Here is a 19,564-nt window from a genome sequence, read left to right as displayed (position 1 = left end):
GCCCCGAAAAACAAGTCAAGCCCCCCGCAACGCGGGGGGCTTGTGGATAATCGGCGCTTAACGATTGTTAGAAATGTCCGAGCGAAGCTTGTCTATGTAGCGAGCCGCGGCCTCCTTGCCTCCCAAACCGAAAGCCAAGCCCCCGGCCAAAGCAAGCATAGCCACAACCGCCGTAAACAGCGTCTGAACAAACGGGCCGGCGATGCCCAATTGGTAAAGCGCCGCCAGAATCGCGAAAATCCAGATGGCCCATTTGGCAACCCCGCCCAAAAGCCGGGCCGAAGGCAAATGAGCCGCGCGCGCGCTGCCCTCAACAACATTGCTGACAGTTTCAGCCAAAAGCGCAGCCGCAACCAAGATTAACGCGGCCACAATGACTTGCGGAATGTAAGCAAGCACGACGGAACGCAAAAATTCAGTCACCTGCGAAAGGCCCAGCACGTCAACGGCGGCCAACACGAACACCAATATTACAAACCACCTCACCAAGCCGCCCAAAAACGCTCCGGAGTCAAGCCGCATGCCGGCGCGGGAAACAACCTCGTCCGCCCCGACGCTCTTTAGAGCCGTATCAACTTTTATGGCGCGGGCAATTTGCTCAACTATCTTACCCAGAGCTACGGCGATAACCCAGCCGATAATGAACACTATGATGGCCACAACCAATTTCGGAACAAAGGCCACAACGCCTCCCCAAAGTTCTTGGAAAGACAGCACAAGGACATCGCCCCATGTTTGTACTAACATAATAATTTAATTATTTAACTCCGACGCTTCGGTCGGAGCCCCGACCCTAAGGCGTCGGGGTTTCTAATAATTGCAACCAGAGCCCTCGAGAAGCCCTCGTTGACGGTCAATAAGCGTTTGTATCGACCATATGCTTATTTGAGCCGTATTTGGCTTTATAGCTTCATTTTAACATAAAACAACCCTCCGCCAGCTGGCGGATTGGCGCAGGGTGTGGATAAAAATAAGCTTAATTTTGGGCGCACTAGGAGTCGAACCTAGAGTCTCTCCGATGTGAACGGAGCGTTTTACCGCTAAATCCCGACGTTTTGGTCGGGACCCAGACTACAATTATTGATATTCAAAATGAAACGTCGGGGCTATGCGCAACTCGGCGCATTTAGATTAATTCATTTTTATTTTGCTTTTCACAAAAACTGTTCGGCCTATATTTGAATCTATTATTGTATATCCTAAATCGTTTAATTCCTGCCATCGTTTTTTACCTTCCGGCGTAGCTAATTTCACTATTTCCACATGAGCTAGATTCTCATCCCAAACCAAATAATTATGCACATCGCTTCCTGCTATCAGGGACTCTATCTCTACCGCCTGTAAACTATCTGGCTTCTCAAAGCGTGTTATTGTTTCGCCCTTCAATTGGTCTCCGGCATAAGCCCAACCTTGCTGACGAATCACTTCATCAGCTTTAAGATTTTTTTCACCAAAATAAATCTTTTTATTTTCCAGCTTCGGAGTTTGTTCTGCCATGTAAAAATCATAGCACAATCATAGTGCGCCCTGTAGGGATCGGACCTACGGCCTTTCCGATGTGAACGGAATGCTCTACCACTGAGCTAAGGGCGCAATTTAATAAAGCCGTCTTTTATCATTTTTTCAATAAAATCTTTGCGTTTTAACTTTTTTATTCTGACCTCAATTTTTCTAGCTTCACTTAGTGTAGAATATTCTTGAGATAATACCAACTCAATCTTCCCCAATCTTTTTGTGCTTGGTGTAAAACCTCCAGCATGGTGTTTTAGTCGTTGTATTAAGTTGATAGTGCTACCAATATAAAACCTGCCATCTCTCAAACTTTTTAATATATATACATACGCCATAAAACGTTTTGCCGCTGAGTCCCGACGCTTTGGTCGGGACCCCGACTACAATTATCGTATTAAAAATGAAACGTCGGGGCTATGCGCCACCTATTCTATCCCCAATTTATTTATCAAAAATTCGTGCTGGTAGTCAAAGAGGTCGCGCAGAAGCTTGTCGTGCATGGCAAGCCGACGCTCAAATTCCGGAGCGCTCATCAAAGTCCAATTCAGCTCCTTGCCTACATCCGCCTCAACTTTTTTGATAAACCGCTCCGCCGCCCCGCGTTTTAATTCGCCGGCTATCAAAAGATCCAGCCGGCCGGAGGAGTCCAAAGCATCCGCCGCGAAATCGTTGCTGAAAACGCCGCCTAAAACCAAGAGTTTGATTTTGCCCTTGTTTTTGAAAAATCTAAGCATCTTCTCGCGAGACGCAGGCGAAGCGTCAACCAACAGATTTCTCAAAGCCGAAAGGTAAGGGAAGGTTTGCGAAAGCTGGACGCCTTTCACGCGTTTTTTCATGATTTTATAAGATTTTCCCGACGCTTTGGTCGGGACCCCGACTTTACGTCGGGGTTTAATGAAAGCGTCCGTACGGCTCGCCCTTTTTAAAAAGCCGACCGAGAGCAAAAACCTGGTTTCTTTTGAGGCCGCGCTTGAAGATACGCGCAAAATCTTTGCCGCTTCTTTCGATTCAAAAACTTTTTCCGGAGAAAGCAGGAAAAACCTTAAGAGTTTGACTCTCGCCCCGCCCCCAAAAAGTTTTTCTAAAATCTGCATTTGGATTATTTCAGTTCCACTGTCGCGCCGGCGGCCTCAAGCTTGGCCTTAAGCTCCTCGGCTGCGGCTTTGTCCATACTTTCTTTTACCACTTTGGGGGCGGAATCGGCAACTCCTTTAGCGTCGGCCAAACCCATACCCAAAGCTTCCCTCAAAACCTTGATTACCGCAATCTTCGTGCCTCCGGCCGATTTCAACTCCACGCTGAAAGTTGTTTGCTCATCCTTAGCTCCGACGTCCTCCGGAGTCGGAGCCCCGACCGCAAGCGTCGGGGCCGCACTAACCCCAAATTTCTCTTCAATTTTTTTGACCAAATCTGAAAGCTCAAGCGCCGAAAGCTTTGAAACTTCTTCCACTATTTTTTCTAAATCTGCCATATTACTAATTACTAACTTTTACTAATATACTAATCGACCGTTTATTTTTGTTTTTCAGCGATTTTGTTTAAAACTCTGGCAAAACTTGCCATCGGCTGCGCCAGCACAAACGCTAGCTGGGTAAGCAAAACCTCGCGCGGCGGTATCGCCGCCAATCTTTTGATTTCGTCAGCGCTAATCCATGCTTTTTGCCAAAACCCCCCGATAATTTTCAGCATATCCTTATTTTTTCTGGCAAAAACCGCGATTTCTTTTGAAGACGCCAGCGCTTCGTCCTCGCCTTTCGCGAAAACCGCCCCAATCTCGCCTTCCAACTTCTCACGGCTCACTTCCAATCCCGCTTCCTTTGCCGCGACTCCAAAAAGTGTTTTTTTGGAAACCAAATAATCAGCGCCGGCTTTTTTCAACGCCCGCCTAAGTTCCATTCCTTTGGCAACGCTCAAGCCATGAAAATTCAAAAACGCGACAAAGCCGGACGCGCCCAATTTGTCTTTGATCTTTTTAACCGCCTCTTCTTTTTGTTTTCGTGTAATCATAAAACAATTTTAGCGGCCCAAAAGCCGCTCATCTCGCCTCTGTAGGTCTTACGGTATCCCCGCCTCACTTCTACGGCTTAAGAGTATTCTAGCCAACCACCGAAATCACGCAATATTGACAAATTTTAGTAGATATTCTAGCATATCAAAAGATAGAAAGGGGGTTTCCATGAATCAGTTTAAGATATGTGGCGCCGGAAAAGTTATAGCTGCACTAAAGTCGATGTACTTCGGCTTCAAAAGAAAGACCTTCGGTGTGGGGCAAATAACAAACGTAACAGAAAAGGGAATCACTTTGCGCCTCAGCTCGTGTATGTGTCCTATGCATAGTGGGAAGAAAGGGGAGCACAAACTCTTCTTCAGAGCAATGGTGATGGAACTAACATTTGACGGCGGTTCTACTCCAAGCATTAGCATTAGCTTTAATATGAAGGAGGCCGACCGAGCTACTGAAAAATTCTTCGTAACCTACGGAGATGACGAAGAAGATGGGTGCTGCTTCCTTTGTGGCTATCTATTCGAGAACGAGGCAGATGCAATTCGGTTTTTTACGTAATAAATACCAAGCTAATCTTTTAAAAGCGGTGAGGGATAACCACGTAAAATGTGGCAAGTCCCAATACCCGCTTTTTTATTTTTCCCCAACAATTCTACAATCCCATACAAATCTTCATACTACGTATTACGGACGATAGGTTAATATACATAGTATAACGCAGTGTAAATATTTATATATATTTTTTTATCAAATCACGGAAATAGTACAAAGCTTTTCCGTTAGGCATCTCCTTTGTTAAATATATTTCAACAAATGGCTGAATAGCCATGATATCTTTTAGAAAACCGATCTCCGCTTCGCAGGGAAATGGGTGGATCCAGACGCTTTTTTGGACTGGATAGCAACCAAGCTCTTTTAATTTTTGCTGAAACGCCTTACGAGCTTTTTTATATTTTTCAGGAATATCGAATGTAATAATGCGCCATTTGCAATCCCATTTCTTGGGATATTCAATTGCCAAAGTCTCTACTAGAAATTTTTTGGCGATAGTCCGCCCAGTGTCGCTAAATTTGTAAATCAATTCGCCGTCCTTGTTTTCTCCAATATATTCAAGGTTTTTGCGTTTTCTTAAATCATGAAACCTTGCCCACATTTGTTGATATCTTTCGCGTTTTTCTTTGCGCTTGACTGCTATGTTTTTTCCAGCCATAGCAACCAGCCCAGGCGCAATAAATGCAGTAGTTAAAACTCCCCCAACAACGGCCGTAGCAAGAACCGCTTTTAAAACCGAGGTGGAAATAGGATGCTCTTTAGATCAATATGCATAGTATAGCTTTTTTATTTTATCCCCAAAGTAAAGTGTATGCCGCAACCACGGCGGCGGTTTCGGAACGGAACGTCAAACGTCCTAGAGAGATAATTTCAAAATTTGCGCGCCCTGCGGCGAAAATTTCCTGCTCCTCCCAGCCGCCCTCGGGGCCCACAAAAAGGTTTATCTGCCTGTCTCCGGCGCCCCTAATCATATTTTCTTTTTCAGAAGTTGAGATGAAATAGGTTCTGGCTCCCGAAGCCTGCGCCTGGCTTACCGCCCGCTCAAAAGACAAAACCTTATGCAGTTTTGGAATTATCGCTCGCCCCGATTGCTCCGAGGCTTCTTTTAAAATCGCTGCGCACCGCTCCGTATTTAAGCTTTTCTTTTCTGATCTTGCAGATATTACCGGCACAATCTCCGAAACCCCGACCTCAACGGCTTTCTCTAAAACCAATTCAAATTTGTCTTTTTTGATAAGCGACTGGTATAAAATCAATTTTTTTGAGGGCTCTCTTGTGTTTTCAAGTTTTCCCCTAAGCATAAAGGCGGCGGAGCCGGCCTCAATATTTTTGAGCTCAAAGACAAAATCAAAGCCGAGATCCTCCGGCGCGCCGCTGAAAAACGCGGCCTGCTCTCCTTTGCGAATTTTTAAAACGTCTTTAATCTGGTGGATTACCGAGCGGTCCCTCACCACCAAAATTTCTTTATTTAATTCCTGCGGCAGATAAAACCTGTGCATTATTTTGTATCAATAATCATAGTAAATTCCCCTCTTTGGCGTTCACCCGTGAAATGCTTTTTGGCTTCGGATAATTTTCCCCTGAAAATCTCTTCATGAATTTTGGTGAGCTCCCTGCCGATATTTGCGTATCTGTCGCCGCAAGCCAACTCCAGTTCTCGCAGAGTTTTTTGGACGCGGTGGGGCGACTCAAAAAGAATCGCCGGCGTATTCATGTTGGCAACTCGCGCAAAAAACGCCCGCCGGCCCTTTTTGCGCGGCGGGAAGCCAAAAAAACAAAACTCCGAAAGATTAATGTCGCTCACCGAAATTATGGCCGAAAGCGCCGAGGGACCGGGTATTGGGACAATATCAGCAATATTTTTCGCCGCGTTTATCAGGCGCAGCCCCGGGTCTGAAATCCCCGGGGTCCCGGCGTCGGTAACCAACGCCAAATTTTTATCTTCTTTTATTAAATTCAGAATCTTTTCTAAAATTTTCGGAGATGAATGCTCCCGGAAAGAAATTGTTTGCCCGGGAATATCGAGGTGCGCCAGAAGTTTTCTGGTTACCCTCGTATCTTCGGCCAAAATGGCGTCAACAGATTTTAAAACATCAACTGCTTGAAAAGTGATATCTTTTAAATTCCCGATGGGCGTGGCTACGATAAAAAGTTTGGGCATAAGAGAATAATAAAGAAAAAACGCGGGCTTGTTAAGCTCCGCGTTCGCTGTAGTAGCGCTCCTGATATTCAAAAAAGAGTTTCTTGAGCTGGGCGGTCAGAGTTCTCTCCCCAACCTCAAAGTGCTCGTACTCGCCGACTTTGGAGATGGCAGCGGCGCCCTTGGTGGTGGAGCTAAAGAATGCCTCTTTCATGCGTCGCAGATGCCAGAGGCGTACCGGCTGCTCAAGGACTCTAAGCCCGCTTTTTTGAGCCAAATTGAGCAATATTCGTCTTGTTACGCCTGGGAGCGCGCCGAAAGCCGGGGTTATAAGCTCGCCAGCATCGTTTACAAAAAACAGATTTTCGTACGGACCCTCCAAGAGCCCGTCTTTCTCATCGGAGTAAAGAAAGCTGTCAAAACCTGCCTCTTTGGCCTTTTTCAAATTAGGACCGACATTACCATAATGAAAAGTTAGCTTGTGCCGCGGCACAATCCGCCTTTCATTAACAGGCATCACGCTAAGCGGCGGCGGATTCCCCTGAAAAAACGGCCAAATATTCAAAGAAAGCCGAGGCGAGCTAGACGGCGTTTTAAGGTCTTCGGAATCTCCGCTGGTCACCAAAACATGGATCTGTCCGCGTTCGCAGCCCTCTCTGCTAAGCATCAGCTTAATCTGCTCAAGAATCTTCTGCCCGGGCAGCAGCTTCTCTAAAGAAATGCCGTAATATCCGCACGACCCGCGCAATCTAGAATGGTGGTCGTACCAATGAAACGGCACATCCCCCTTCGCCACCAAAACTTCAACTCCGCCCTCATTCCGGTGGAGGCCGAGGTCAGCTTCGCGAGAACAGCTTTCTTGCCACACGCCGTTAGAATAAACCGCAGTTTGCATTTCGGTTCTCCTTTTATTTAAATCTGCCTACAAACTAGCACAGAATATTAAACCGGGGAAGTCGGGCAAATATCTTGTAAATGAATTTTGGATTTGGCTTTCTCGCGGTTTTGTCGGCTTCTCATTTCTCGATTAAAATCAATTATTTTGTAAGTTAACCCGAACCAATCTTTTTTGGGAAAAAGTCGCATCAAATCCTGCTCAATTTTTTTTGGGTCATGCTCAAACGATAAAGCGCAGTAGTTGGCAAACTGCCTGACATGTGTGTCTACCCCGATCCCCTCAACAACGCCGTAGGCGTTGCCCAAGACGATGTTTGCGGTTTTTCTCGCCACCCCTCGCAATTTCAGCATATCTGCCATCGTCCGCGGCAAACGGCCGCCAAAATCTTTTTTAATTATTTTCGCTGAAGTAATAATGCTTTTTGCCTTTGCCCTGTAAAATCCTGTTGATTTTATCTCTTGCTCAAAAATTTTCAAATTCGCGCTGGCAAAATCATCTACCGTTTTATATTTTTTAAATAACTTTTCCGTAACTTCATTTACTTTCTTATCGGTGCATTGAGCAGATAAAATAACCGCAACCAAAAGCTGGATATTGTTTCCGTATTTAAGCGCGATTTTCGCTTTGGGATACGCCTTTTTTAATCTTCGTAAAATCTCAGCCGCTCTTTTCTTGCGCTTCTCCAAACTCTCTTTTTTAGCGTTCTCCATAGTAAAACTTCGCATTGGGTATATTTTAAACTAAATTCGTTTAATTTTAATAGTGCTTGACAAACATCTAAAATTATGCTAGCTTCGCATCAGGAGGTGAAGAATGAAGAAAATTTTGGTTATTTTGACAATGTGTCTGCTTTTCGCAAGTGCGCAAGCTCGCGCCGAGAGCCCTTCGATTTCCGTGTATTCACTGGTGTACGGGAAATATCTTGGGGGCAATGGCGGGATTTTCTACGACAAACCGGTTCATCAGAGCGGTACAACGGTTTGCTACCGCGGGTTTTGCGGGGACATCTGGGGGTCTTACTCCTTGGATGGCAAGAATGGCTTCGGCAAAGAAGTGGACTTCACCGGCTGGTATGACAACGACTGGGCCGAAATCGGTATTGCCTATTTTGCCATTTGGCCGAGAGGTTTTAGCGATGTTTTCCAGCCGTTCGTGAAGCTGAAACGCCAATTTATCGTCGGCAAGCACACGCTTACGCCCTACGGAAAACTGGAGCTTTACTGGCCGGCTTCCGGCAACATCCCGCAACACGGCGCGATCTTCGCCACCGGCTTGGCGCACACGTGGCATTTGCTGGAATTCCTGGACTTCAACCACGAGCCCGCGCTCAAGTATGATAACGGCGCTTTCGGAAATGATTCGGCCGTGATCGGTCAGTACAAAGCCGACTTTTCCTGGAAGCTGAACAAGAATTTAACAGTTCAGCTACCGATGTTGAAAGCATCGACGCCCCTGACCAGGGTGCGCGATGGCCGGAAAACAGAATTCGTCGTTGGCGCAGGAGCCATATTTAGCTTCAACTGGAGCGATGTGGTGAAATAAACAACAAGAATGCCATCCAAAAGGGGCCCGTGAGCCCCTTTTTTGTTTACCCAAAAAATTATTTTTACTGCGCCAGTTCTTTGTCTATGTCCGAAAGCTCGGCGTCCAGATTGTTCAAATCAGTGGCGTTGAGGTCCGCCTCTATTGATTGAGTCGCGTCCGACGGCGGCAAAACTCCGTAATCGCCAGTTCCCACAGGAGTATATCTTAGATAGTAAAACAAAAACGCCGCAACGACTAAAACCGCTATGATTCCCGCTACCCACCATCCTAAATGCCTGTTTTCTTCCATGTTTTTAAAATTATCTTGACGAAGTTGAAGTGGCTTCGCTACCAAGCCGCAACCCTTTAATTGATTTTACAACGTCAACCAACGCGCGGTGCGCGTCTTTTATTTTTTGCGCCACGCCCTGCACCAGCGCCTTTACTTGCCTAAACGCTTCTTTAGGATTTTGACTGTTAGCCATCTCTTTGAACTTAGCTTTGGCTTCGTTTAACGCCGTTTCCGCAGCGGAGATTTTATCCCGCGCGGATTTCAGCTGGTCTTTTATTTTGGAAACATCATTGCCCGCCTCTTCCGATTTATTCAAGCGCGATTCAATGCGGTCGGCCAAGCCGTTTAGACGATCAATGGCATTTTCAAATTTTCTAACCATTTGGTTAAAGAATTGCTCTATTCTCTTTGCCCGCTCCTCGCCCACTCTTTTTTTAAGCGCGTCAACCCGTTTTTGCGCTTCCGCTTTGAACGCCTCGCGTTTGTTTTTCGCCTCAAGCATAACCGCCTGCCGCTTCTGCTGGGCTTCCTGTCTTATATTTTGGCGTTCAGCGCGCAAGTTGCCGCGGGTATTTACATCCTCCTCCGCCAAAACCAAAATCGGCGCTACTAGCATAGCTCCGGTTATCAAAGCGCGTTTTAAGTGCGATTTAGCCATATTTTGAGCAGTTCTTTAATTATAGCATATCTTTAAAAAACAAAAGAGTGCGTCTGTGGAAAACCCTTATTCATACCTTAAGGCCTCTATCGGATTAAGCGAGGCGGCGCGGCGGGCGGGATAATATCCGAAAATAATCCCGATGGCCGCCGAAACCCCGAAAGCCAGCAAAATCGCCTGAATGGAAACAGACGTGGCGATGCCGGCAAATTGCGAAACCCCCAGAGAAATCAACCAGCCAAGAACTATGCCGAAAAAACCTCCGAGAAAGGTGAGCATAATGGCTTCCGCGAGAAACTGAAAAGTAATATCCCGTCTTTTTGCGCCGATTGCCTTGCGAATCCCTATCTCGCGCGTGCGCTCGGTCACGGTCGTGAGCATCATGTTCATAATGCCTATTCCTCCGACAACCAGAGAAATGCCGGCGATGGAAGCCAGAAAAATAGTGAAAGTGTCCACCACTTGCGTCAGCGTGCCTAAAATATCTTCCTGTGAAATTATTGAGAAGTCCGGCTCGGAAACGCGGTGTTCCCGAAGCAGCGCGTCAGCTGCTGCAAGGCGCACTTCGGTCATCCGATTTTTGTCCTTAACGCTGATGGATATGCCGGTAAGATAATCAACCCCCGAGACAACTTTTTGCATGGTTGAGAGCGGAATCAGCACCATATCATCGGGGCCGGAAAAACCAAAACCGCCCTTTTGGTTGAGCACCCCGATGACGCGGAATGACGCGTTATTTATTCTGATTGATTTTCCCAGCGGATTTTCGCCGCCGAAAAGATCTTTGGCCACGGTCGCACCCAAAACAGCCGTTCGGCCCAAGCCGCGGACGTTGCTATCCGAAATAAAAACGCCGTCCGCCAAAGAAAGATTGCGGACGAAAAGATACGCCGGCAAAATTCCGGTTACCGTTGTGTTGGTGTTGTTCCCGGAAGCCGCAGAGATTTGGAATCGCCTTGAGACCTCCGGCGAAATCACCTCAATGCCGTCAATGCGCTCAAGAACCTCCAAATCGTCGTCTGTGAGCGTCTGCGCCGAACCGCGCCCGGAGGAGACAATGCCTCTGCCCGGCTGCACTACGCCGGGGAGAATAGTAAGCAGGTTTGAACCAAGCCCTTCAATGCTTGCCTCAATTGAACTGCGCGCGCCCTCACCAATGGAAATCATGGCGATTACCGACGCGATACCGATAATAATCCCTAAAATTGTAAGCCCCGACCGCGCCTTGTTAGCGGAAACGGCCGTGTAAGTTTCTTCCAGAGTGTCCAAAATAGTCATAGCATTATCTCGTCGCTTACAATTAAGCCATCGCGAATATTGATTATTCTTCTGGCATGTTTCGCGATGTCGCGCTCGTGCGTGATTAAAATAATCGTGCGTTTTTCTTCTTCGTTCAATTTTTTAAAAGCGTGAATGATAAGGTCTCCGGTTTTTGTGTCCAGATTTCCCGTCGGCTCGTCTGCCAAAATGAGCGATGGGTTGTTGACCAGCGCCCGGGCGATGGCCACGCGCTGAATCTGCCCTCCGGAAAGCTGGCTGGGCAAATGCCGGAAATGACGCTCGTCCAAATCCACCGTTTTGAGGGCTCCCGCGGCGCGCGCATCCCTCTCTTCTTTTCCGACTCCGGCGTAAACTAAGGGCAGGGCGGCGTTCCGCAGCGCGGTCGTGCGCGGCAGAAGATTGAACGCCTGAAAAACGAAGCCGATTTGGTTCTTTCTGATGTCGGCGAGGTCGTTGTCGGAAAGAGCGGAGACGTCGCGCCCGTCAAGAAAATATTCGCCGCTGGTGGGAGTGTCCAAGCAACCGATAATGTGCATGAGAGTTGATTTGCCGGAGCCGGATGGGCCTGCGATTGCCACAAACTCTCCATCTTCAACTTTAAAGCTCACTCCGGAAAGGGCCCGGAATTCAACCTCTCCGGTTTTGTATGTTTTAGTGATGTTTCTGATTTCAATCATGGATTTCAACGCCGCGCGCCTCCGGGCGGACCGAAGATGCTCGGGGCCTGCTGTGTTTGATTTGCCGGGCTTATTGTTCTCGTTATTATCTCGTCTCCTTCATTAACGCCGCTTAAAATTTCAGTCAGCTCCTCGCTGGCCAAGCCAGTTTCCACATTAATTCTCCGCGGTTCGCCATCGGACAAAACCTCAATGTATTTTTGGCTTCCGCTGGATTTGACCGCGGAATTCGGCGCCAAAAGCGCGGCTGCTTTGGTGTTTACGACAATATCGGCGCTCGCGCTCATGCCGGTTTTTACGCGCTCATCGTCAGTTTCAAAAATAACTTTAACGCCGTATGTAACAACCCCTTGATTTATCGCCCCCAGCGTATCAACTTCAGCAACCTCTCCGGAGATTTTAACATCAGGCAGGGCGTCAAAAGTTAAAAACGCCTTGTTCCCAATTTTGACGCCAGCTGCATCAACTTCATTCAAAGAAATCTCCGCGATTTTCTGACGGGTAATCAAAGTGGCAGCAACGAGCGAAGGCGAAACGGCATCGCCTTTTTTAACATTAATTTCGGCCACAACCCCAGCAAACGGCGCGCGGATATAGTAATCGGCCAGTTTTTCTTTAGCGTCCAGCAAGCCGTTTTCGCGCTGTCTGACCGCAAGTTCCTGTGTTTTTACGTCCAAATCCGCGTTTGACACGGCGTCTTTATAATTCTTTATCTGATTTTTCATGTTAAGCAGCGCCGCTATGTGGGTATTGGTTTTATCGGTGTAGGCGTCCAGTTGCGCAAGATGCGTGTCCGCCAAAGAATTGGGCTTTAAGTCCCTTTCAGTAAGCCGGTCCTTGTAAAATTGAATGAGGTTGTTGGCGGATTTTACGGCATCCGACAAACTAATCGCCGTTCCGTAAGTTTCATCTATCAACGCCTCAATCTCCGCACGTTCCGCTTCGCGGCCGGTCATGCGGTAATCATCAAAATTTTTATCGTAGTATGCTCTGGCTTTTTGATAGTTCGTGTTGGCGGAATCTCTGTAATCCAGCGAGCGCGTGTCGTAATTTTTTACCGCGTCGGCGTAATAATTCATATTGCTCTGGCCGCCCGAAAAATTTATTCCGAAAAGGAGGTCTTTAAGTCCGGTTATCGCCGCGGGCAAATCCAAAAAAGCGTTAGACACGGCGGTAAAGCCGTCATCATAGGCCCTTTTCAGGTCGTCTTGGGCGTTCCTTTTATTGCGCGGAATATCGCTCTCTGCAGGGCCTCGCAATTTTTCAAGGGCGAGCTTGGCGCTTTCCAAGTTCACCTCGGCGTCCCGCACAGCTTTTTGAGCGTCTCTCGCGTCAAGCTGCACAATCAGCGCGCCGGCGCCGACTTCTCTCCCCTCAACCGGCGCGACATAAACCGCATCTCCCGAAACTTTTGATTTCACACCCAGCTGATTGGAGGCAGAAACCTGCCCGGAGCCGTTTACGGAGACCTCAAGCGTCCCGCGGCGAACTTCAGCGGTCAGATAACGAACGGCTTCATCTTTTCCAAAGAAATACTGGTAGCTAAAATAGCCCGCAATCATCAGTGCGAGCGCGGCAATACCAGCCCAAAGCTTTTTCTTTGCGATTTTTTTAAAAAAATTCCGCATAATGCTCCGTTCAGCATAGCTCAAGCCGGTTTTTTATTCAAATCTCCGCCATTCGGTTTTCTTGCCGCGGCGCAGGTCATCGGCCATCGCGAGCTCGTCCAAAATTCCGTAGTATTTCCCGCCTTTCACGACGATAGCCGTAATCGCAACTTCATGAAGATATTGGTTTTGATTTTCCATATTTTTATTTTTTATATTTGGTTACGCCGTATGGATTTCTGGGAGGATTTTGCGTAAATCGTCAATTGTCTTATCCGCCTTGATATCGCTGACTTTTTTGCTGTTCATTTTTTTTACAAACAGGTAAGTTTTTGCTCCAACCATTTTACCGGCTAGAATATCGCTTTCGGAATCGCCAATAATAATTTTTCTAGCATAATTTTTGCCGGCCGACAATCTGCTAATCGCATTGGCTTTTTCCATGGGCGTGCTGAATTTAAACCTCGTATGCCCATCTATGCCGATCACCTTGTACAAATATTTTTGTAAGCCCACAATTTTCACAAAATCCTCAATTCTATCTTGTCTAGCATTGGAAACAATAACATTTACGCCGCCTGATTTTTTTATCTGGCTTAAAACGTAATCCGCGTGATTCATAGGTTTTAAATATTTGTGCACGATTTTTTGGCTGACCTCTCGCGCCCGTTTCACCATTTTCCTCAATTTTCTCCTGTCCTGTTCTTCAGTTAAATTAAAAAAATATTCAATCCATTTAAGTCCGTACCAGCGGCGGACATCTTCTAAATAAACTTTTGTGTTAAAACCAAACTCTTTTACAACCTGCCTGCAAATACGCTGAACAGCATATTCGTTGTCTTTCTCCAAAACTCCGTGAAAATCCCAAATAAATAAAAGTTTTTTCTTTTTCATGATACTTTTTATTTATCAAACCTCTGCCATTCCGATTTTTTGCCTTTTCGCCGGTTTTCAGCCATCGCGAGCTCGTCCAAAATTCCGTCAATCAACTTGTAATTTTTCGCTTCCTCCAAACTTACCCACGTAAATTCATTGCATTCTTCTTCCTGAAGATTAACCTCGCCGGATTTCCAATCCGCCATGCAGGAAATAACCAGCGACGGGCTGCCGTCCGCGTGCACAGTGGCCAAGCTTGTTACGTATTCAATATTATCTATTTCAATTCCTACTTCTTCTTTTACTTCTCTCTGCAGAGTGCGCTCCAAAACATTGTACCAATAATGTTCCGTGTCTTTGGGCATAGCCAAATAGTCGCTCGTTTCCAACCTTCCGCCCGGGACCGTCCATAAGTTCGGCCAGCGCTTTTTGTTCGGAGAGCGCTTGGTAATCAGATATTTTCCACCTTTGACAACAATAGCCGTAATCGCCACTTCATGAAGATATTGATTTTCTTGCGGCATAATTATTGACATTATATCAAATCTTTGCTAGCATTAGAAGAAGAAATCAAGCCCCAAATCTTGCCGCCGGCCGCCTAGGCCAACCTAGAGCGGTTTTTTTATCTCCCATGACACCTTTTATACTTCTTACCTGAACCGCAGGGGCAGAGGTCGTTTCTCCCAATTTGGCCAGCGCCTTTGGCGCTGTTGCCAAATTGAGGACCCGCCGAAGCTCTTGGCGTAGGCGGGGTACTTTGGTCCAGCGCGGGGCCGATTTTGAAAATTAAATTGGCGATGTAGGCGTTGATGTGCACTTCCAATTGCTGGAACATCTTAGCGCCTTCGTTTTTGTATTCTACCAAAGCAACCCTTTGGCCATAAACGCGAAGTTGCACGCTGGAGCGCATATATTCCATCGCTTCCAGATGCTCCGTCCACAGCGCGTCAATCGCCTGAAGCATAACCATACGAAGCGCATCGGTAAATCCGGCGACCTCCTCTTTTTTCTTGGCGAATGTCGCTTCAATCTCTTTCTCCGCGAGCTCGGCCAGCTCTTCTCTGCTTTCCATTTTCTCAACTCGCTCGCGAAAGACGAAACCCTCCGGGGAGTGGGTTATCCCCATTCCCAAACTCACGAAGTTTTCAAAAATCTCTTTTTTATTCCATTCATCCGGCGAACCGGCAGTATGTACTAAAATTATTTTGTTTGCCACTCCTTTCAGCAAACCAAGCGCCTCCGCTTCTATTTCTTCGGGTGTCGCGAAAAGCAGTTTTTTTCTTCGCGAATAAACCGCCGTCCTTTGTTTGTTCATCACGTCGTCGTATTCCAAAACATGCTTTCTGGTGTCAAAATTAAATCCCTCAATTTTGCCCTGCGCGGATTCTATGGCGTTTGAGACCATTTTGTTTTCCACCGGCTCATCTTCCGGAATGCCTAGTTTGCCCATTAAATTTTTCACCCTCTCCGGCGCGAAAATCCGCATAAGGTCGTCCTCCAAAGAAACAAAAAACTGCGTCTCGCCCGGGTCGCCCTGCCTTCCGGCTCTCCCCCGGAGCTGGTCGTCTATGCGCCGTGCTTCGTGCCGCTCCGTGCCGATAACTAAAAGCCCTCCGGCTTCGCGAACCCGCCCCGCCTCTGCGGCATCCGGCGGATTGCCCCCGAAAATTATGTCCACTCCCCGGCCGGCCATGTTGGTCGCGACTGTCACCGAGCCGAATCTCCCCGCCTGCGCGATAACCGCTCCTTCCTCCTCGTGATTTTTAGCGTTCAGCACTTTGTGTTTTACGCCTTCGCGCAAGAGGAGCGCTGAAATTTTCTCGTTTTTTTCAATAGAAACCGTGCCAACCAAAACCGGCTGGCCTTTTTGGGTTCTGGTTTTTATTTCTTTTACCAGCGCCTGAAATTTGCCTTTCTCCGTCTGGAAAACCTTGTCCGACAGATCGCGCCGCACCATTGGCTTATTCGTCGGGATTTCGGTGACATCCAAATTATATACTTTATGAAATTCCTCGGCGGATGTTTGCGCCGTGCCCGTCATACCCGCCAGCTTTTTATACATCCTGAAATAATTTTGGAAAGTAATTGTCGCAAGCGTGCGGGATTCCTGCTGGACAAGCGCGCCTTCTTTGGCCTCAATTGCCTGATGGAGCCCGTCAGACCACCTGCGCCCGGGCATCAAGCGGCCGGTAAATTCATCAACAATGATTACTTCCCCTCCGCCATGCTCGGCGGATTTCACCACATAATCTTTGTCGCGCTGGAAGAGAGCGCGGGCGCGGAGCGCCTGCTCCAGATGATGCACATATCTCATGCCTCGCTCGGTGTAGATGTCTTTGAGCCCGAGCATCTGCTCCACTTTTTCAATTCCGGATTCTGTCACAAGCGCCGTTTTCATTTTCTCGTCAACATTATAATCCTCGTTTTCTTTAAGCCGCGGGACGATTTTTGAAAAAACCTTATAAAGTTCCGCCGACTCCGTATCGGGGGCGGAAATAATCAACGGCGTCCGCGCTTCGTCAATTAAAATTGAGTCAACCTCGTCAACAATCGCGAAGTTTTGCCCTCTTTGCGACATTTGCGACGTGGAATAAACCATGTTATCCCGCAAATAATCAAAGCCATATTCGTTGTTCGTGCCGTAAGTAATATCCGCGGCGTAGGCCTCTCGCCGAGAGCACGGCCTTAAAAATTCGTGGACGACTTTGAAAGCGCCCAATGTGTCGCGGGCCTGATCAAGCTCTTTATGTTCCGGGTCGTATAAATAACTCGCCTCGTGGTTTAAAACGCCGACGGAAAGGCCGAGCGCGCTATAAATCTGCCCCATCCAAGCGGCGTCTCTTCGCGACAGATAATCGTTGACCGTCACAATATGCACTCCTCCACTGGCTGGCGGACCGGAAATGGCATTTAAGTACGCCGGCAAAGTCGCGACCAAAGTTTTCCCTTCTCCGGTCTTCATCTCCGCAATTCCTCCTCTGTGGAGCACAATCCCGCCCATAAGCTGGACGTCAAAATGCCTCTGGCCGAGCGTGCGTTTTGCGGCCTCTCGGACGGCTGCGAACGCCTCGGGAAGAATCTCGTCCAGCGAAGAAGTAATAACTCTCCCCATTTCTCCTAGCCGTCTCCTGAACTCCTCCGTTTTTTTCTTTAATTCTTCGTCCGATATCCTCTCAAAATCTTTTTCCAGATTGTTTATTTCCTCAACAACCGGCCGAAGCTCGTCTATGGCTCTTTCATTGGAGCCGCCAAAAATTTTCCCAAAAAATGACATGATGCATATTTTACACAAAAAAACCCGAAAAGTCGATATACTCACTTTCGTCCGATCGTGAATAATTGAGTATAGTCACAATTTTATTTTTCTCGCGCTTCTCAAAAGCATCGTCCGTTTTTTTTCCTTGAATTTTTTTATTTCGCGCGTAAGTTCCCCCTCAACCAAATCAATGGCTTCGTTTAAGGTTTCGCCCAAGGCCTCGGCGCGGAGCATTGTCTTGCCGACGGACAAATTCGCCTCGGCGCGGAAATACGGCCCGGTTTTGTGGTGGCGGGTGGTTTTACCAACTTCAATTTCCAAAGATAGGGCATCGCCATCGTGAACCAGCAGTTTTTCCGCAGATCGCACGATTTTTTTATCAACATATTCCCGGGTTGATTCCAAAAGCTGGATATTCGTGCCTTTCAGCGAAACTCTCATGTTGTTTTTTGTTCCGGCGCGTTATCATTGTTATCTTCCACGAACACCGCGGCCGCAAAGACCGTCGTCCAAAGGCCGTCTTTGTTGCCGATAGCCGATTGGGTGACGTTTGACGTGCGCACAATCTTACCGGACATTTTAAAAAGCTGCTCTCTCTCATCCCAAGCGGTATCCGAGTTAAACTCAATGCCCAAAATCGTGGCCAACATGCTCGCCGCCAAATCCTCGGCGTATTCTCCGGCTTTTTCTTCGGTCTCTCCGTAAGCGTGATGCTCTGAAAGATAGCCGTGCTGTTCTGGGTCGGCCGGAATAGCCAGCCCCACAGAAGCCGCGATGAGACGGTTGGGTTCGTTGGTGGACTCGCGGTCGTAGACGCAAAAGACAATTTCGCCCGGCCTGATTGATTTTACCCCTTCTTCCTTGGAAATTTTTTTGACTCCCGGAGGATAGATGCTGGAGACCAAAATTAAATTGCAGTGGGCAATGCCGGCATCCCGCAAAGCCAGCTCAAAAGACGCCAGTTTTTCTTTATGCGCGCCGACTCCTTTCGTAAAAAATATTTTTTTGGGGACCATCCGTAATTTAATATTAATTTATACGGTGCTAATATCAATATGTGGATAATCGGCTTTTGCGCTTTGGGGGGTTACGGAGCCGGCACTCACATAAATGACATAGAAGGAGTACAACCCTCCGTAGCCCCCTCAAGCGCGAAAAGTGCCATTAAAAAACACAAAACCCGTGATAAATCGCGGGCTTTGTGCAGACATAGACATGTACCCGCCTTATCGGCGGAAACACTCACATGCCCCTATCCTAGCAAATCCATTATATTTGTCAAGTTATTTATCCACAAAACGGCTGTAGTAGCCCCTATCCGCTTTAAGCGCCTCGCGGCCGGTGTATTGGTACTTAAATCCATAGTTTGTGATTTTTGAGCCGTCAACGATAATCGGGTAAGTGTAAGAATTGATGCCCGCCGGGACCGTTGGAATCCTCCCCCGCGAAAGATGCCACAAAACGCCGAAGCATAGTTTCCCCAGCCACATCGGCACCCTTATTGAGAGTTTGCTGATTTCTTTCGCCATATCTTTCAGCAAAAAGAAGTCGGCCGGAGCAACGTTGAAAACTTCGTATTTTGAAGACACCTCTCCGTCTGCCATAAACCGGACGGCCTCCCAGATATCGTCTTCGTGGACAAACTGCCTCGCGGAATCCGGCCCAGTCACCGGCACAACCGGGAGGCCAAATTTTACCGCGCGCAGAAGTCCGAAGCGCTTGAACATAAACTGCCCCCGGGGACCCGTGATGGCGCACGGGCGGATTACCAAAACCTGCGTCGCGGAAGACGGCTGAAGCGCGGCTTTTAATTTTTCTTCAATTATTTTTTTATCCGCGCCGTAAAGATACTTTTCCTCGCGGAAAGGGTCGGATTCTTTGAATTTATAGTTCGTGGAATTACCGGGAAGCGCGCCGTAAGAAGCGACGGTTGAAAAATGTATAAGCCGCGGTATCTTGTTTTTTGAAACAAAATCAAAAACCTTCTCGGCCGCGGTGATATTGGATTTTATCTGCCAGGCCCTTTTTTTACCGTAGCCCTCGCGGATAACGTAGGCGCAATGGATAACAACGTCCGGCCTGCCTGCGGCCAAGACCTTTTCTTCCCAGCCGGGGTCGCCAAGATTATGCTGAACCAAAGCAACTCGGTTGCCACTTGGCAACCGAGTTGCCAAGTCCGAATTCGTATCCAAAGCGATTATTTTTTCAACTTCCTGATTTTCAGCAAAGCGGTCAGCGAGCATCCCGCCTATGTATCCCGACGTTCCGGTTATAAAAATTTTCATG

The 19,564-nt window shown here is 47.6% G+C and carries 25 protein-coding genes and 2 tRNA genes; 2 read left to right on the top strand and 25 right to left on the bottom strand.

What is annotated here, in order from left to right; all coding sequences use genetic code 11:
• Nucleotides 1-57 precede the first annotated feature (57 nt).
• From HYW15_01955 to HYW15_01920, 8 genes are all read right to left on the bottom strand, one after another.
• Nucleotides 58-747, bottom strand: a complete 690-nt coding sequence (locus HYW15_01955; GenBank protein QQG42953.1) for a hypothetical protein — start codon at nucleotides 745-747, stop codon at nucleotides 58-60.
• Between the two features lie 236 nt (nucleotides 748-983).
• A tRNA-Val gene (locus HYW15_01950) sits at nucleotides 984-1,049 on the bottom strand.
• An 82-nt stretch (nucleotides 1,050-1,131) separates the two neighbouring features.
• Nucleotides 1,132-1,497, bottom strand: coding sequence for a hypothetical protein (locus HYW15_01945; GenBank protein QQG42952.1), 366 nt, complete (start codon nucleotides 1,495-1,497; stop codon nucleotides 1,132-1,134).
• 24 nt (nucleotides 1,498-1,521) lie between these two features.
• A tRNA-Val gene (locus tag HYW15_01940) sits at nucleotides 1,522-1,593 on the bottom strand.
• A complete protein-coding gene (locus HYW15_01935) occupies nucleotides 1,584-1,847 on the bottom strand; it encodes a GIY-YIG nuclease family protein (protein QQG42951.1) in 264 nt (87 codons plus the stop codon). Before HYW15_01935 ends, HYW15_01940 begins: the two co-directional genes overlap by 10 nt.
• 90 nt (nucleotides 1,848-1,937) lie before the next feature.
• Nucleotides 1,938-2,606 carry a hypothetical protein gene (locus HYW15_01930; GenBank protein ID QQG42950.1) on the bottom strand — a complete coding sequence of 223 codons (669 nt, stop codon included), beginning with the start codon at nucleotides 2,604-2,606 and terminating at the stop codon, nucleotides 1,938-1,940.
• 5 nt (nucleotides 2,607-2,611) lie between these two features.
• The gene (rplL, locus tag HYW15_01925; protein QQG42949.1) at nucleotides 2,612-2,983 is read right to left on the bottom strand and encodes a 50S ribosomal protein L7/L12; all 372 of its coding nucleotides are present in this window, start codon (nucleotides 2,981-2,983) and stop codon (nucleotides 2,612-2,614) included.
• 41 nt (nucleotides 2,984-3,024) lie between these two features.
• The gene (locus HYW15_01920; GenBank protein QQG42948.1) at nucleotides 3,025-3,519 is read right to left on the bottom strand and encodes a 50S ribosomal protein L10; all 495 of its coding nucleotides are present in this window, start codon (nucleotides 3,517-3,519) and stop codon (nucleotides 3,025-3,027) included.
• A 169-nt stretch (nucleotides 3,520-3,688) separates the two neighbouring features.
• Between HYW15_01920 and HYW15_01915 the strand changes: the two genes are divergently transcribed.
• Nucleotides 3,689-4,075 (top strand): hypothetical protein, encoded by a 387-nt coding sequence (locus tag HYW15_01915; protein QQG42947.1) that lies wholly within the window; start codon nucleotides 3,689-3,691, stop codon nucleotides 4,073-4,075.
• 172 nt (nucleotides 4,076-4,247) lie between these two features.
• Here the strand turns inward: HYW15_01915 and HYW15_01910 are convergent, their stop codons facing one another.
• The 5 genes from HYW15_01910 to HYW15_01890 form a co-directional block, all read right to left on the bottom strand.
• On the bottom strand, nucleotides 4,248-4,727 hold the full coding sequence (locus tag HYW15_01910; protein QQG42946.1) for a hypothetical protein: 480 nt from the start codon (nucleotides 4,725-4,727) through the stop codon (nucleotides 4,248-4,250).
• A 133-nt stretch (nucleotides 4,728-4,860) separates the two neighbouring features.
• On the bottom strand, nucleotides 4,861-5,568 hold the full coding sequence (locus HYW15_01905) for a 16S rRNA (uracil(1498)-N(3))-methyltransferase (GenBank protein QQG42945.1): 708 nt from the start codon (nucleotides 5,566-5,568) through the stop codon (nucleotides 4,861-4,863).
• Nucleotides 5,568-6,230 (bottom strand): 16S rRNA (cytidine(1402)-2'-O)-methyltransferase, encoded by a 663-nt coding sequence (gene rsmI, locus HYW15_01900; GenBank protein ID QQG42944.1) that lies wholly within the window; start codon nucleotides 6,228-6,230, stop codon nucleotides 5,568-5,570. Before rsmI ends, HYW15_01905 begins: the two co-directional genes overlap by 1 nt.
• Nucleotides 6,231-6,261: 31 nt before the next feature.
• Nucleotides 6,262-7,104, bottom strand: coding sequence for an aminotransferase class IV family protein (locus HYW15_01895; protein ID QQG42943.1), 843 nt, complete (start codon nucleotides 7,102-7,104; stop codon nucleotides 6,262-6,264).
• A 47-nt stretch (nucleotides 7,105-7,151) separates the two neighbouring features.
• On the bottom strand, nucleotides 7,152-7,817 hold the full coding sequence (locus HYW15_01890) for an endonuclease III (protein ID QQG42942.1): 666 nt from the start codon (nucleotides 7,815-7,817) through the stop codon (nucleotides 7,152-7,154).
• Between the two features lie 103 nt (nucleotides 7,818-7,920).
• Between HYW15_01890 and HYW15_01885 the strand changes: the two genes are divergently transcribed.
• A complete protein-coding gene (locus HYW15_01885) occupies nucleotides 7,921-8,649 on the top strand; it encodes a hypothetical protein (GenBank protein ID QQG42941.1) in 729 nt (242 codons plus the stop codon).
• A gap of 64 nt (nucleotides 8,650-8,713) precedes the next feature.
• Here HYW15_01885 and HYW15_01880 read toward each other — a convergent pair whose 3' ends face one another.
• From HYW15_01880 to HYW15_01825, 12 genes are all read right to left on the bottom strand, one after another.
• A complete protein-coding gene (locus tag HYW15_01880) occupies nucleotides 8,714-8,941 on the bottom strand; it encodes a hypothetical protein (protein ID QQG42940.1) in 228 nt (75 codons plus the stop codon).
• A 10-nt stretch (nucleotides 8,942-8,951) separates the two neighbouring features.
• Nucleotides 8,952-9,581: a hypothetical protein gene (locus HYW15_01875; protein QQG42939.1), complete on the bottom strand. Its 630-nt coding sequence runs from the start codon at nucleotides 9,579-9,581 to the stop codon at nucleotides 8,952-8,954.
• 66 nt (nucleotides 9,582-9,647) lie between these two features.
• The gene (locus tag HYW15_01870) at nucleotides 9,648-10,859 is read right to left on the bottom strand and encodes an ABC transporter permease (GenBank protein ID QQG42938.1); all 1,212 of its coding nucleotides are present in this window, start codon (nucleotides 10,857-10,859) and stop codon (nucleotides 9,648-9,650) included.
• A complete protein-coding gene (locus HYW15_01865; protein QQG42937.1) occupies nucleotides 10,856-11,539 on the bottom strand; it encodes an ABC transporter ATP-binding protein in 684 nt (227 codons plus the stop codon). Before HYW15_01865 ends, HYW15_01870 begins: the two co-directional genes overlap by 4 nt.
• Nucleotides 11,540-11,544: 5 nt before the next feature.
• Complete coding sequence (locus HYW15_01860) at nucleotides 11,545-13,167, bottom strand: efflux RND transporter periplasmic adaptor subunit (protein ID QQG42936.1); 1,623 nt, start codon at nucleotides 13,165-13,167, stop codon at nucleotides 11,545-11,547.
• A 33-nt stretch (nucleotides 13,168-13,200) separates the two neighbouring features.
• Entirely contained in the window at nucleotides 13,201-13,347 is a 147-nt protein-coding gene (locus HYW15_01855; protein ID QQG42935.1) for a hypothetical protein, read from the bottom strand.
• 21 nt (nucleotides 13,348-13,368) lie between these two features.
• Nucleotides 13,369-14,040, bottom strand: a complete 672-nt coding sequence (locus HYW15_01850) for an HAD family hydrolase (protein QQG42934.1) — start codon at nucleotides 14,038-14,040, stop codon at nucleotides 13,369-13,371.
• A gap of 8 nt (nucleotides 14,041-14,048) precedes the next feature.
• Nucleotides 14,049-14,546 (bottom strand): NUDIX domain-containing protein, encoded by a 498-nt coding sequence (locus tag HYW15_01845; protein QQG42933.1) that lies wholly within the window; start codon nucleotides 14,544-14,546, stop codon nucleotides 14,049-14,051.
• Between the two features lie 98 nt (nucleotides 14,547-14,644).
• A complete protein-coding gene (secA, locus tag HYW15_01840; GenBank protein QQG42932.1) occupies nucleotides 14,645-17,296 on the bottom strand; it encodes a preprotein translocase subunit SecA in 2,652 nt (883 codons plus the stop codon).
• A 75-nt stretch (nucleotides 17,297-17,371) separates the two neighbouring features.
• On the bottom strand, nucleotides 17,372-17,719 hold the full coding sequence (gene raiA / locus HYW15_01835) for a ribosome-associated translation inhibitor RaiA (protein ID QQG42931.1): 348 nt from the start codon (nucleotides 17,717-17,719) through the stop codon (nucleotides 17,372-17,374).
• Nucleotides 17,716-18,294, bottom strand: a complete 579-nt coding sequence (locus HYW15_01830) for an arginine decarboxylase, pyruvoyl-dependent (protein QQG42930.1) — start codon at nucleotides 18,292-18,294, stop codon at nucleotides 17,716-17,718. The genes raiA and HYW15_01830 overlap by 4 nt, the downstream gene beginning before the upstream one ends.
• 267 nt (nucleotides 18,295-18,561) lie before the next feature.
• Nucleotides 18,562-19,563, bottom strand: coding sequence for an NAD-dependent epimerase/dehydratase family protein (locus HYW15_01825; GenBank protein QQG42929.1), 1,002 nt, complete (start codon nucleotides 19,561-19,563; stop codon nucleotides 18,562-18,564).
• Between the last annotated feature and the right edge of the window lies 1 nt (nucleotide 19,564).

The sequence above is a fragment of the Candidatus Giovannonibacteria bacterium genome, from assembly GCA_016432405.1.
Taxonomy (GTDB): domain Bacteria; phylum Patescibacteriota; class Minisyncoccia; order UBA11713; family 2-01-FULL-45-33; genus MFHE01.
This window is presented reverse-complemented; position numbering and strand designations above follow the sequence as displayed.